Source organism: Marinobacter sp. (assembly GCF_052094685.1).
Lineage (GTDB): Bacteria > Pseudomonadota > Gammaproteobacteria > Pseudomonadales > Oleiphilaceae > Marinobacter.
This window is the reverse complement of record NZ_JBQDKB010000028.1, coordinates 1-13627: the sequence shown is the minus strand read 5'-3', so window position 1 is coordinate 13627 and position 13627 is coordinate 1. Positions and strand designations below refer to the sequence as shown.

Below are 13627 nucleotides of genomic sequence, written 5' to 3'. Positions count from 1 at the left end.
TCGATTCCATTGCATTTTTTAATTAAAACCCCCTTTCGGGTAACCAAATTACCCATTTCGCTGGTTTTTTGGTACCGGGGCGTGGGGGGGGTTGGGGGCCACTGCTCTGCCAGGGCCACAAGCCCCCGCACAAGAATCGCCAAACCGATACCACCCACCACATACCAGAACGCAATCAGGAAAAAACGCTGAAAAACCGCCAGCATCAAAGCCCGAGAAAGGGAAAGATGCATAACTTCCGGAGACGCTGCGGCACCGCGCTCGCTGGCAGGCAAACGCTCTTGTATATGATGCCAAGCTGCCTGCATGTCCCCTCTTTGCCAAGCTTCAGTATAAGGCTCAACCGATTGCCGCCAGCCAGGCGTCCCCATCATGAACACTAGCACCAGAATTTCCAACGGATACGCCGCAGCTCGCCAGCCATACACTGCCAAAATGTAGACACCCAGAGCAGCCAGAAAAGCCGGCACTGCCACCAGAACCAGACCACTCAGAATGCCCGATTCATGACCAGCTTTCACAACACTGCCTTGGTGAAACCAGCGCCGCCAAAGCTCATCACTGGAAACTGCGTTCAGATTGTCAAGGCGCCGCCGCACCAGATAGGCAACAAGAAAGACCACCAGAATCATTCATTCAGCTCCTTTGGAAGACTATTCACCATTTTTTTTGCTAGGTTGAGCAGCCAGCAGAGATGCCCGGAAATTGGGCCAGTCAAACGCCGGCCCAGGATCGGTCTTGCGGCCGGGTGCGATATCACAGTGGCCGGTAATCCGGTCGCTGGTCACTGCCGGCCAGGCAGAACGGATTACTGTGGTGAGCACGGCCAGCGAGCGATACTGCTCCCGCGTATAAGGAATATCATCCGCGCCCTCAAGCTCAACTCCAATTGAGAAATCATTACACTCTTCAACCCCTTGAAAGCAGGATCGCCCGGCGTGCCAGGCTCTTTCCAGCAGGCTAACAAATTGCACCACAGTTCCGTCCCGTCGAATCAGGGCATGGGCCGAAACGTGCATATCAGCGATGGTTGAAAAATAGGGGTGCTCTGCAGGGTTCAGGCAGTTTGTGAAAAACTGCTCAATGTAGCGCCCACCAAACTGGCCAGGAGGAAGGCTGATACTGTGCACGACCAATAAGCTTATGGCTGCACCTGTCGGTCGCGGGCCATAGTTCGGTGACGGGCACCAGCGGGCAGATGAAAGGCGCCCCGTTTCCCGGAGAACCACTATATCTTCGTTGTAAACGATCGTACCGCAGTGATCAGAGGCTGAGTGGGACAAGGTGAATCCATAATTATCAGTGCATTACATTGTGGTTTGATTGAATCACAAAGTAAGGCCTGTTACCACGGATCAATCCTTGCGGTTGCTGCGGAGATTGTCGATTATGGATTCCAGAGCCCGGTCAAAAATAAGTCCGTCATCAAGCATACTGATGGCACCACTTGCCATTGCGGCTGCCAGCTCCTGACGGCGATACTCGGCTACCTTCGCCCCACTGCGATTGACAAAGATATACTTGCCAGTGGCCCTTATAAACGCGGCCAACTTGCACCGTAGTTTGATTCCGTCGCGGGTAAGTTCAATCCAGGCACCAACACGAAGACTGTCGGCCTGATCCAGCCACTGGGGAGAAACCGCCTCTAATTCTTCCGTACCTAGCGCTTCATCTACCGTCTCTGAAAGCACAGGCGGTATTGTCTCAGTTTCGTTTGATTCGGCCAGGCCCACCTGCGGTTCGGCCGCTTCTGGCTCAGAGAGCCTTTCAGGCTGAGATGGCGCCGTAGCCAGTCGCTGAAATACATCAACGTGCGCCAGTTCTAAGTCGCGTACAGCAGTATCTGTGGCAAACGGATCCCAGGATATTTCCTGAAGAGCTCTGCGAAAATCGTCAACAATAGCCGGGATCGCCCGGAGCAGCTCGCTTCGCGTAGTGTCTTCAACCGGCCGCGGATCCACACTCCAAACAAGATGACCTGTGAGTTCACTTGCATCAGCCCAACGCTCACCGTCTTCACCTTCCCGCAACAACACCCACTGTAGATACTTTGTCCAGGCTTCGTTGAGCATCTCGAGAACCGGCCCGGGAACATCTCTGGCGGCCGTACAATCCTTAACCAGTGATTCTGCAACCTGACAAGCCCGCTCTTGGCGCGCCCTGCCTTCCTCGGCATCCTTAAGCCGCTGTTCTATCAGCTCCCCACGACGGCGATCAAGATCCGTAAAATGGCAATAATCCTTCAGAAGCTCATCGAAAAGTGACACATTGTTGGTAAACTCGTTCAGCACCCGATCCACGACAGATCCGATTTTTTCATACAGAGGATCACGCTGACCGGGGCGTTTTGCACTCCAGCCAATGGCAGAAAGAGCAAGCTCATTCAAAAGCTTACGAACCGGATGGCCGCCCCGGTTAAAGAAAGTTTTGTCGCTCAAGGCAACTTTCAACACAGGTATCTGCAAGCGCCCGATGAGGGCCTTCATAACCGGGTGTAACTGTCGGTCTTCCAGAATGAAATCGAACAGCATGGACACCAGGTTGATGACATCGTTGTCCACCTGGCCAATATTAGCCTTCTGACCGTTGGCTTCCTTAAGCACAGGCTGGAGTTGCTGATCCAATGAGGCGACTTCATCGCCTTCCCAATGGCCAAAGGAGGCCTGCGCTTCGCTAAGACGAGCCATCAGCCGACCCGTATCCAAATAAGTTTCACCGGTGGAGGCCGACTCGACTGCAGCATCGGGATTACCTTTTTGGTGCAAGAGCGCGCTCAATTCGGAAAACGTCGCATAAGAAACACCACCTTGAATCTGATCATAACCGACACTCTGGCCACTGTGCGGCTGCTCGCCCGCCCCACCTTCGGCCCCTTGCCATGCAGAGCTTGGTGGCACAGGTGCTGAAGTCGCTGATTTAGCGCCAGATGCGTGCTCTGGCGAGCGGGCCTGGGGCCGTTTTACGTCGGGCAATATGCCTTCGGAAATCAGCGTCCGGTTCGCATCCTGATAAAAATCGCCAAGCGTATCTGCCAACAACCGATCGAACAGTTTCAACACAACCAGTTTTGCACGGATATCAATATCCAGATCAGCGCAGGCCTCAGCAACGCCCCCGCAGATTACTTCCGGGCTAAGAGGCATTTGGCTATCTGCTAACTCAACGCCGGGAACCAGGTGGTTCACCCGCATCGACAAAAGCTGGATTGGATTTTGGTGACGATTGCGTAGCTTATTGATTAGATTATCAACAGCAACCTGCTGTTCCAGATCGGAATGCTCTACTAGGCTGAGGGAATCCTGATCAACTTCATCCAGGGCCCCGCTCGAGTGCCGGGGCCGGAACTTGCCGATATCGTTAAACGCTTGGCTAACGTACTGCAGTACAGAGACAGCCATGGCTTTGCGCCGCAGCCGCAATTCGCGCATAGCATCAAAATAAACGGTCTGGTCTTTGTTGGAACCGGCACGGTCAGCCAATTCAAACAAGGCATCGTCAGCACGCTCGAAGAAACGCCCCAAAACGCCTTTCAGAGCTTGGCCTGAGGCATCACGCAAACGAACAAGGGCCGGAGGCAGATCAAACCGAGAAAACGGCTTCTGGCCAGAAAAACTGACAACCTTGTTATCCTGCTTCATTCATGGGCTCCCGACCAGGGCATGCAGCGCTTGGCCATAGATTTAAAACTATTCTGATTGCACATCATACGAGTTGCCCGCGTCACCTTGTGTCAGAATTTGTCACCTTTTGTGTAGACCAGACTCAGATCACAATTCCCGCAGAATTTGGCGAAAACGCTGGCGGGCTATAGAATCATGTCCCCCGGAATATTTCAGAACCCTTTGGCCCAGAAACAAGCGGATGAATGACCATGAATTTCACTGAACGCCTACGCCAATCACGAATCGAGACAGTGGCATTGAGCCTACGCGAGGATATCGGCGACGGCGACATAACGGCTCGACTTATTCCGCTCGAAAAACAGGCCACAGGGTGTGTCATTACACGGGAACAGGCAACGGTAGCTGGGCGTGAGTGGGTGGACGAAGTATTTCGCCAGGTAGACAGCTCTGCGTCGCTGGAATGGCTGGTTCAGGATGGCGAATCCGTGTCACCTGATCAGGTTTTGTTTCGCATGAAAGGGACCGCCAGAAGCCTGTTGACTGCCGAGCGATCCGCACTGAACTGGTTGCAGACACTTTCAGGGGTGGCGACAAATTGCGCAGGTTACGCTGCACAGGTGGCCCATACCGGCGTACGTCTATTGGATACCCGCAAAACTTTGCCCGGATTGCGACTTGCTCAGAAATACGCGGTGACCTGTGGCGGCTGCGACAACCATAGAATCGGACTGTGGGATGCTTTTCTGATCAAGGAAAACCACATTTCGGCTTGCGGATCCATTGCAGACGCGATTAGTGAAGCCCACCGGATTGCGCCGGGCAAGCCGGTTGAAGTGGAAACTGAAAACTTGGCGGAATTGGAGCAAGCCCTCAGTGCGGGCGCTGACATCATCATGCTTGATGAATTCTCCATGGATGATCTGCACGCTGCCGTCGCCATGAACAAAGGGCGGGCAAAACTAGAAGCATCCGGAGGCATCAATACAAACACACTGGCTCCCATTGCGGAAACCGGCGTCGATTATATTTCAATTGGCGCTTTGACCAAAGACGTCAAAGCGGTAGATCTGTCCATGCGACTGGATTGATCAGTTGCCCGACAGCAACTGATCAATATGCTCAAGCTCCCGAATCAGCCGCAGCCCTGATTCGGGGCGGCTGCGAAAGTACTCCTCAGCCATCGGCGCGATAGCCGACCCGGAAGGCAAAGCGTGCTCGCTTTCTATGATCAACTTCATGCGCTCCAGAAACACAAACTGAATCCACTGGGTAAAACTCAGCGTATCCAGACAAAACGGCTCAGTGCTTTGAAACGCTTCCTCAGGGGGGCGCTCACTATCCCATAGCTCGAGCTGGCGTAACTCCATCTCGACTCCCAGAAGACCATCCGCAATCTGTACCACAACACTACCGTACTCTGTCATAAAAAACCTGCGTCAATCTGCCAGTGGCGACAGTTCTACCGACTCGCCATGTAATACACTGAACAGGTCTTCGAACTGCCGTGTAAGCGCGTGCTTCGGGGCCATGTGAATAAGCGGCTGCCGACACTGGTGGGATTCTTTCATCTTTACAGAGCTGGACAAGCGTACGGGCAACACCGGCAGACCTTCCTCTATCAACTCTTTTACGAGTTTTTTAGGCAGGCTAGCACGGGGCTGAAACTGATTGGCGACAATACCTTCCACTACAAGGTCTTCGTTATGATCTTCTTGCAAATCACGGATTTCGTTGAGGATGTTATAAAGCGCCTGGCGTGAGAAATCATCACAATCGAAAGGGATCAGGCAGCGCTGAGCAGCGATAAGTGCAGAACGAGTATAGAAGTTCAGAGCCGGAGCTGTATCAATGTAAATCTCATCGAAGGATTCGCCCAACTTTTTAAGCGCCTCCCGTAGTTTATAAATCTTATGTTTTGCCTCCAGCTTGCGCTCAAGGAAATCCAGTTCAGGGCTGGAAGGCAACACGAAGAGATTCTTGAACGGTGACGCGTGAACAAACTCCTCGGGGCGTCGGTTGAATACCTTGAACGCGACGGTTTGTTCCAGCATGTCTGCAACCGTATCCTCAAGCTCACTGGCTGGTTTGCCCAGAAGATAATGGGTTGAGTTTCCCTGAGGGTCCAGATCAACCACCAGCGTCCGTTTACCCCGAGCAGCGCTGATCGCGGCCAGGTTGCAGGTAATACTGGACTTCCCTACTCCACCTTTCTGGTTGAATACTACCCGTCTCATGTCGCCTCTCCATCTGGCACTTTATGCAGTGCCTTATCGTTTGAATACTGTCTCTGTGTTCTGTTACGTCAAGCTTTTTGCTGCTACCACTGCATCACCGTTTTCACAAATGGAATGGTGAGTCGTCGCTGAGCCCGCAAGGAATTTTCATCAAGGGTGTCGAGAATACTCAATAGCTCCCCAAGGCGCCTCGGTGCCCGGCGCATGATAAAGCTTGCAACCTCGTCCGTCATTGTCAGCCCGCGCTGCTCAGCACGAGCCATAAGAATCTTTAGTCGATCATCGTCCCGGTAGATTCCAAGTTGAACCGTAAATCCGTGATGCAATCTGGAAACCAGATCTGGCAACGCAAAAGGAAGTGAACCTGGAACCTCCGAGAGACTTACAACCAGCATATGACCGCCATCGTGTAACCGGTTATAAAGGTGAAACACCGCTTCTTCCCAGTCTGTTTTTCCCGCCACCAGGTCTAAATCATCCAGCGCGACAATGTCCATGGCATCCAAGCCTGCTAACGCTTCCGGCCCAAAAGGCTCCAGTTCGGCAATGCTAATACAAACCGCCGTTTTCCCTTGCGCTTCAGCATGGTGGCAGGCGGCTTGAAGCAGATGACTTTTACCGGTATCTGAATCACCACAGACTACGACCACTGGCAGCTCGGCTGGCTGTTTAAATACCGACAACAGGCGCGACGCCGCATCTTGGTTACGGGCACCGTGAAAATTATCGAAACGTGCATCGTCCCGAAGCCGAACGCCAAGAACCAGTTGAGAAGCGCTCACGACTGCTTAGACCTCCATGCCCTTGCACTCCAGATCACAATATAATGGCTGCCGCTGAACACCGTCGAAGCTGCAACCAGCCAGATTCCCACGTTCAGCCAACCAGGCTGTACCGGCAACCCGGCCAGAATAACAATAACGCCCAGAATCACGAGAACCTGAACCAGGGTATTCAACTTGCCTGGCACACTGGGCTCCATATCAAAACGGCCAATACAGTAGTGATAAACAAGCGCACCGCCAACAATCAGGAGATCCCGCCCAAGCACTAGGGCAAACAACCATAACGGCAACACCGATGTATAGGTCAGCACCAGATAGGCCGAGATCAGCAGGGCCTTGTCCGCCAAAGGATCGGCCACCGCACCAAACCGGGAGCGCCAGTTAAAATGCCTTGCGAGAAAACCATCGAGGCCATCCGTAACCGAAGCGATGGCAAAAATCAGTAAAGCAAGACGATACTCCTGCACCAACAAAGCTCTGGCGAAAGGAGCAATCAGCAAAATGCGCACAAACGTCAAAGCATTGGGAATCCAGCGCCAAGCGTGTGACTTCACAAAAATGCCTCCGACGGCAGCCTACTGGCCGTCATCATTCTCGATAACTGGCGCAGGCTGCCAGCGGTAATAAAGAACCTGATAAAGCGATTCAAATGCCTGCTCTGCTTCTTCTTCGTCCACCGGAGACGGCTGATAGGTAAACTCGGCCTGTTCAGAAGAATCGGTGCCCCCCTCGCCTTTTGGAGTGGCCTCTCGCTCACCTTCAGCAGTCTGTGTCTGGGCTGGTTTTGCAGCTGTTGGTGTTTTCGCACGAGCCGGTTGAGCTTCTTTCGGCTCCCCCTCAACGGGCACAAACCGTGAATCCAGAGCAATATATTGTTTGAGCTGATCCAGCTCGCCAGAAAATGACACCCTAAGCGTTAGCTGTTCACCCTTAACTCGGGACGCGCCAACGCTTACCACTGGAGTTAAGCCCTCAAGAACCTGACTGGCTTTGCCATAATCGGAAACAGAACGAACACCACGCAAGACAATATCAACCTGAGGCAAGTCTCCAACCTCGCCCGCCGCAACAGCATAGCGGTCGGCATACAACTCGGCCCAACGGTTAACCAGTGTCTCTGCTAAAGCTTCCCGAGTATCAGCGCTCACCGACTCTTCGCTACTATTGAGCTTTGCACCTTCAAATACCCAGCCTGCGCGCCACTGACCACCGGATCGGCTCACTCGAACCAGAGCAAGAACATCGTGCTCCACACCTTCAGACGCTTTGCGCACGCGCCCTGTAAACTGCCCCCAGATATCCGACAGCAACTCCCTATTACCATTGAACTCAGTTGATGGCAACGCGATCGGCAGCCCTCGCTCCCGAGCAGCACGAGCAAACGCTGAGGACCAGGCATCGTCATCGGCCTGACCGCCGCCGTTACCTGTAACCAACCTGCGAACACCGCGATCTTCTACCGCCACCCAAGCCAAGGTCAAAGGGCGGTTAGCGCCCCAAACCGGAGCCTCAACCGAGGCCAGAGCTCGGTTTACGCCCACGGCGCCGAACGCCATGCTCAAACGATTTTGGCCGTTATTGCCACGCAGTACCTGATAAGACAGCAGCAACGACTCTGCATCTGCCAGTAGAGCCTGCACTCCATCCAACGCAAGCACGTCACGGGTGCCAGAAATCCGTACAAAAACCCGAGACAGGCCGTCTGCGTAACCCTGGGTTAGTGCACTTGGCCCGGAGCCAGACACAGGAACATCAACTGTATAAAGCCCGGATACCGTCACGGCAGCCGCCGGAGCGGGCACTAGGGCCAGCATGAACGCAAAAAAAGCGGCAAGCCATAAGGCTGGCAGCGGCTTAAAAACCGGGTTTTGGTCTGTTACTGGCATGAAACACCCTGCAGTTCGCATGAATGGCGCATAGGATACACCATGCCCCGGAGCCTGAGTAGCCAGCCCGGGTTTCCGAAAGGCAATAATAACCGCCCAAATACCACCAGGCACACGAATCCGAGCGTCCTCGGGGCAATTGCACTTGGAGCCCTACACCGCACCTGCTAAAATCCGCCGCCTGACCCACTGGCCAAACGGTTAAGAACACCATGAGCGAACAGAAGCCTTCCCTAACCTACCGCGATGCCGGCGTTGATATTGACGCCGGTAATGAACTTGTTAGCCGTATCAAGGAAACCGCCGCACGCACCCGGCGCCCCGAGGTTTTGGGAGGACTTGGCGGATTTGGTGCCATGGTCGCGATTCCAGCCGGATACAAAGAACCGGTTATGGTGTCTGGCACCGATGGCGTAGGCACCAAGCTAAGGCTGGCAATGCAGCTTGAAAAGCACGACACCATTGGCATTGATCTGGTAGCCATGTGTGTAAACGATCTTATCGTGGGCGGTGCAGAGCCTTTATTTTTCCTCGACTATTACGCCACAGGCAAGCTCAATATAGATATAGCAGCAAATGTGGTCGCAGGTATTGGCCAAGGCTGCGAGCAGGCCGGCTGTGCGCTGGTGGGTGGTGAAACCGCAGAAATGCCAGGCATGTATGAAGGCGACGATTACGACCTTGCCGGCTTTTGCGTGGGCGTAGCCGAACGCAGCGAAATCATTGATGGCAGCAACGTGCGAGCAGGCGATGTGCTGCTGGCGCTGGCATCCTCAGGCCCGCACTCCAACGGCTACTCCCTGATCCGCAAGATTCTCGAAGTCAGCAAAGCCGATCTCAATCAGTCTATCGGTGACACTACGCTGGCAGACGCCCTGATGGCGCCTACCCGGATTTACGTTAAAAATCTGCTGCAACTGATCCGTCAAGTAGATGTAAACGCCCTATCCCACATCACTGGCGGCGGCTTGCCAGAGAATATCCCCAGGGTTCTGCCAAAGGGCATGATTGCCGCCATCGACACTACGAGTTGGGAACTGCCTCCTGTGTTCCAGTGGCTTCAGGACGCCGGCGGCGTGGCCAGCGAAGAAATGTATCGCACCTTTAATTGCGGCATTGGCATGGTTGTATGCGTGCCAGAAAACCAAAAAGAACTGGCACTGGATACACTAAAGGTTCTGGGCGAGAAAGCCTGGCAGGTGGGCCTGATAGAACGCGCGGAAGATACTGAAAAAGATGCCGTGGTGCGCTACGCACCGGGGCTTTTGTCAGAATGAAGGCAGATCAACCAACTCTACCGAAAATTCTGGTATTGGCCTCCGGCAGCGGAACCAATTTCCAAGCTTTGATGGACGCTAGCCGGGAACGAGATTTTCCCGGCCAGGTTATTGCTTTGGGTTGCAACCAGCCCAAAGCTTTCGTTCTTGAACGCGCGGAACAGGCTAACGTTGAAACCTTTGTGGTTAACCATAAGGATTTTGGCTCCCGAGAAGAGTTCGACGCCGCACTCATGGCTCATATTCTTCGGCACAATCCCGACCTCATTGTACTTGCAGGCTTCATGCGAATTCTGACCGCCGATTTTGCGCGGGCGTTTCGCGGCAAGCTGATAAATGTTCACCCGTCACTACTGCCAAAATACACGGGCCTCAACACCCATCAGAGAGCCCTGGATGCAGGCGATTGCACCCACGGTGTTTCCATTCACTTCGTAACCGAAGAACTTGATGGCGGCCCGGTGATCGCCCAGGCGGAAGTAGCAGTGACAGCGGAAGACTCAAGCGAAACACTTTCAGAGAAGGTACAAAAGAAAGAACACCTGCTATACCCGATTGTCGTGCGATGGCTCTGCGAAGGGCGAATTCAGCTGGGATCCGATCAGGTACTATTCGACGGCCAAGCTATGGAAGCCCCCATGCGCCTCCCAGACAACTGAGGCGCACCTTAACAGACTGTCACCCCGCAACGTCCGCTGACCCGCTAAACTTTCAACAAACATGAAGGATTTGAGGTCAACGAAATGCTTCCAGCTCAACTGATGGCGCCAACCCCAAAGAGAGGCCGAATCACCGCAGCCAATCTTCTGTGCATGCTGGCGCTGCTACTTAGCAGCGCCGCACACGCAGCAGAGTCAGTTCCAGATCTGTTCCCCTTTGAAGTCAGCTATGGCGCCTCTATGGACAAAGGGGTATCTCTTAACGGCAGCGCTAAACGCATCCTTACCTCGCAAGGCAACAATGTGTGGCTGTACCGCACTGAGGTAAAATCCTTTATTGCCGACCTCGACGAGTCCTTGGTTCTTAAATGGGAAAACGGCCAAGTGGTTCCGCTCAGGTATCGCTATCGCCTGTCAGGCTTTCTTATCAAGGACAGAAAACAGTCTATTGATTTTGATTGGGAGGCGAACCTAGCTACAGGACAGTACAAAGGAAAACCGTTCAAGGTTGAACTGGAAGAAGGCATTCTTGACCCGCTCGGCTTTCAAGTGCAACTGCACCAGGACATCTTGAACGGTAAACGGGAGATGGAGTACCAGGTTCTGGACCGCGGCAGTATTGATAGCGAGCGCTTTGCCGTTGTGAGTGATGACGCCGCGAATGCCGATGGCAGCCAGTCATCCCAACTCAAAGCGGAGAAGGTTCGTGAAAACTCCGAACGACAAACTCTGATGTGGTTTGATCCAGACAACAAATACGTGCTGGTGCGCCTGCTTCAAGTTGAGCCAGACGGCAGCAAGTACGAACTGAAGCTCAAGAAGGTGGACCTGGGAGGTTAAACCTCCCGACCCGCCTCGGCCCATACGGCCTTAACTTCGTCCGCAATAATACGCAGCCCTTTCGCCACACGCTCGTCGTCCTGTGAATAGGTCACGCGCAGGCACTCGTGGCGATGCTGCCAGTCATCCTCCGGCAACCCCGGGAAGAAGTAATGGCCTGACACCACCAGAACACCGCGCGCTTTTAACCGCTGATAAAGCTCCAAACTGGTAATGGGCAAATCCGGAAACCACAGCCACAAGAACATGGCGCCCTCTGGCTTATGCACGTACCAGCGGCAGCTATCTTCGCCCATAGCCTCACGGAACGCCGTTACTGCTCGCTGCATTTTCCGCTTATAAAATGGGCAAATCACATCCCGGCTCAGGGAGAGGATCTCGCCGGAACGAACCAGGGGCTCGGCAAGCATGGCACCAAAGCTGCCGGTCGCCAGATTCATGATCGCGTTGATCCCAGACAGCGCTTTTATCACCGGCTCGGCGGCAATCACAATTCCCGTACGGGCGGCTGGCAAGCCAAGCTTAGATAAGCTCAGGCACAGGATAATCTGCTCGTTCCAGGTTGGCTTTGCATCTACGAATAACAAGCTTGGAAAAGGTGTGCCATAGGCCCCATCTACAATCAGCGGGATGTTGTACTGGCGCGCCATTTCTTCCAGGCGGGCTAACTCTTCGTCGGTCACCACGTTGCCGGTTGGGTTGGTTGGTCGGGATACGCAAATGGCCCCGGTTTCACCGGTTACTTCTACCGCATCAAAATCCACACGGTATTTAAATTCGTGGGCATCGGTGAAGGAAATGTCTGGCTGAACGGCATGAAACAGATCTGGCTCGATGCCGGCGTCTGCATACCCGATGTACTCTGGAGCCAAGGGCAATAATATGTGCTTACGCTGGCCCTCACCGTAGTCGCCGCCAAACATGTTAAACAACATGAAGAACGCGGCCTGGCTGCCATTGGTGAGCGCGATATTTTCAGGCTTCAGATCCCAGCCGTATTCCTGACTAAGCAACTCCGCCAGCGATGCAATAAACTGCTTCTCGCCTTGGGGCGGGTCGTAAATGCCTACCAAGCGGCGAACGTCACTTTCACTCCGGCTCATATCACCGAGAATTTCCTGCACCCGCGCCTGGATTTCAGGAATGTGCCCTGGGTTTCCACCACCCATCATGATCATGTCGTCGCCAGACGCCATGGCATTACCCAGATCGTCCATCAACGAGGTTATGCCAGCATCAGCAGTGAACTTGCGACCAAACGTGGAGAGTTTCATGGGGTTACATCCATCCAATCAGTACTGAACATTTAACGGGTATTTACAAAGCGCCTAGCGAGCCAGCCAGGGAACCATCAGTCCGCCAGCGAGATACCGAGGTTGCTTACGCCGTCATTTACGGCGTCTTCTCGAAGCTCTGTGATGAACTGTTCAATTGGCGTGCGCTGACGCTTAAGGGCCAGCACAAGGTTCCGCTGAAAAGCTTTATCTTCTTTCATCAAGGGGTGAGCATCCAGCAAGCGAACCAGCTCATCTTCTTCTAACCCTTCGCCTTCAGATAACTCAATAAAGCTCACTACTGTGCCAGTTGCCAGCTGCGAGGCCTCTGTGGCTCGGTGTTTTGAGGGGTTCAAGCGGTTAAGCAACGCCTGCTCCAAAAGCTGGCAGAAGTCGAATGCTGGGTATACGCCATAGGCGTCATAGGCTTCTACATCGGGCGACAAGCCTTCCAGCTTTGCCAGCAGTGGCGGGATGGCCGTTTCCGCCTCTTCCTCCTGCAGCATGCCCCAGGCGAGTTCCAGCATTTGGTGCATTTTGCCGCCAGTTTTCAGATCGACCGCTTCGGCAAATAGCGCATAATTGGGGAATGATCGCTCGGCGAGGGCCAACAGAAAGGCGCATTCGCGCCATCCCTGTAACTGTGAAACTGCTTTGAGAAACTGGTTGGCGTTCATGTTCTTGGAAGGGTCACGCCGGTTTGGCCAAAGTATTTTCCGCCCCGATCTTTGTAGCTGGTTTCGCAGATTTCGTCTGATTCAAAGAAGAGCATTTGGGCGATGCCTTCGTTGGCGTAGATTTTAGCCGGCAGGTTGGTGGTGTTGGAGAATTCCAAGGTTACGTGCCCTTCCCACTCGGGTTCCAGCGGGGTGACGTTTACGATGATGCCACAGCGTGCGTAAGTAGATTTACCCAGGCAAATGGTGAGTACGCTGCGGGGTATACGGAAGTATTCCACGGTGCGTGCAAGGGCAAAGGAGTTCGGCGGGATAACGCAGACGTCGCCGGTGAAGTCTACGAAGCTTTTTTCGTCGAAGTTTTTGGGGTCG

The 13627-nt window shown here is 53.8% G+C and carries 15 protein-coding genes; 4 read left to right on the top strand and 11 right to left on the bottom strand.

Annotated elements, in window-relative coordinates:
• The 3 genes from ACTH3S_RS07760 to ACTH3S_RS07750 form a co-directional block, all read right to left on the bottom strand.
• Positions 1 to 632 (bottom strand): histidine kinase (locus ACTH3S_RS07760; protein WP_441808445.1); only part of this gene is annotated, 632 nt, incomplete at its 3' end.
• Between the two features lie 21 nt (positions 633 to 653).
• A complete protein-coding gene (gene ampD / locus ACTH3S_RS07755) occupies positions 654 to 1283 on the bottom strand; it encodes a 1,6-anhydro-N-acetylmuramyl-L-alanine amidase AmpD (RefSeq protein WP_441808444.1) in 630 nt (209 codons plus the stop codon).
• Positions 1284 to 1355: 72 nt separating this feature from the next.
• Positions 1356 to 3638: a DUF1631 domain-containing protein gene (locus tag ACTH3S_RS07750; protein WP_441808443.1), complete on the bottom strand. Its 2283-nt coding sequence runs from the start codon at positions 3636 to 3638 to the stop codon at positions 1356 to 1358.
• Between the two features lie 233 nt (positions 3639 to 3871).
• Between ACTH3S_RS07750 and nadC the strand changes: the two genes are divergently transcribed.
• Positions 3872 to 4711: a carboxylating nicotinate-nucleotide diphosphorylase gene (gene nadC, locus ACTH3S_RS07745; protein WP_441808442.1), complete on the top strand. Its 840-nt coding sequence runs from the start codon at positions 3872 to 3874 to the stop codon at positions 4709 to 4711.
• Here nadC and ACTH3S_RS07740 read toward each other — a convergent pair whose 3' ends face one another.
• The 5 genes from ACTH3S_RS07740 to ACTH3S_RS07720 form a co-directional block, all read right to left on the bottom strand.
• On the bottom strand, positions 4712 to 5047 hold the full coding sequence (locus ACTH3S_RS07740; protein ID WP_441808441.1) for a YqcC family protein: 336 nt from the start codon (positions 5045 to 5047) through the stop codon (positions 4712 to 4714). It abuts the gene before it with no gap.
• A gap of 12 nt (positions 5048 to 5059) precedes the next feature.
• Complete coding sequence (locus ACTH3S_RS07735; protein ID WP_441808440.1) at positions 5060 to 5857, bottom strand: ParA family protein; 798 nt, start codon at positions 5855 to 5857, stop codon at positions 5060 to 5062.
• Between the two features lie 83 nt (positions 5858 to 5940).
• Positions 5941 to 6639, bottom strand: a complete 699-nt coding sequence (gene hda, locus ACTH3S_RS07730; protein WP_441808439.1) for a DnaA regulatory inactivator Hda — start codon at positions 6637 to 6639, stop codon at positions 5941 to 5943.
• Complete coding sequence (locus ACTH3S_RS07725) at positions 6636 to 7196, bottom strand: CDP-alcohol phosphatidyltransferase family protein (RefSeq protein WP_441808438.1); 561 nt, start codon at positions 7194 to 7196, stop codon at positions 6636 to 6638. The genes hda and ACTH3S_RS07725 overlap by 4 nt, the downstream gene beginning before the upstream one ends.
• A gap of 21 nt (positions 7197 to 7217) precedes the next feature.
• Positions 7218 to 8528 (bottom strand): DUF2066 domain-containing protein, encoded by a 1311-nt coding sequence (locus ACTH3S_RS07720; RefSeq protein WP_441808437.1) that lies wholly within the window; start codon positions 8526 to 8528, stop codon positions 7218 to 7220.
• Between the two features lie 212 nt (positions 8529 to 8740).
• Between ACTH3S_RS07720 and purM the strand changes: the two genes are divergently transcribed.
• The 3 genes from purM (at position 8741) to ACTH3S_RS07705 (ending at position 11304) form a co-directional block, all read left to right on the top strand.
• Positions 8741 to 9805 carry a phosphoribosylformylglycinamidine cyclo-ligase gene (gene purM, locus ACTH3S_RS07715; protein ID WP_441808436.1) on the top strand — a complete coding sequence of 355 codons (1065 nt, stop codon included), beginning with the start codon at positions 8741 to 8743 and terminating at the stop codon, positions 9803 to 9805.
• Positions 9802 to 10464, top strand: a complete 663-nt coding sequence (gene purN, locus ACTH3S_RS07710) for a phosphoribosylglycinamide formyltransferase (RefSeq protein ID WP_441808435.1) — start codon at positions 9802 to 9804, stop codon at positions 10462 to 10464. Before purM ends, purN begins: the two co-directional genes overlap by 4 nt.
• 84 nt (positions 10465 to 10548) lie before the next feature.
• Positions 10549 to 11304, top strand: a complete 756-nt coding sequence (locus ACTH3S_RS07705) for a DUF3108 domain-containing protein (protein WP_441808434.1) — start codon at positions 10549 to 10551, stop codon at positions 11302 to 11304.
• On the opposite strand, the gene ACTH3S_RS07700 is transcribed toward ACTH3S_RS07705, so the two are convergent.
• The 3 genes from ACTH3S_RS07700 to dcd all read right to left on the bottom strand — a co-directional run.
• Positions 11301 to 12578, bottom strand: coding sequence for a valine--pyruvate transaminase (locus ACTH3S_RS07700; RefSeq protein WP_441808433.1), 1278 nt, complete (start codon positions 12576 to 12578; stop codon positions 11301 to 11303). The genes ACTH3S_RS07705 and ACTH3S_RS07700 overlap by 4 nt on opposite strands.
• A 77-nt stretch (positions 12579 to 12655) precedes the next feature.
• Complete coding sequence (locus tag ACTH3S_RS07695) at positions 12656 to 13255, bottom strand: YjaG family protein (protein WP_441808432.1); 600 nt, start codon at positions 13253 to 13255, stop codon at positions 12656 to 12658.
• Positions 13252 to 13627, bottom strand: a 376-nt coding sequence (gene dcd / locus ACTH3S_RS07690; RefSeq protein WP_441808431.1) for a dCTP deaminase, incomplete at its 5' end; no start/stop codon positions are given. The genes dcd and ACTH3S_RS07695, both read right to left, overlap by 4 nt.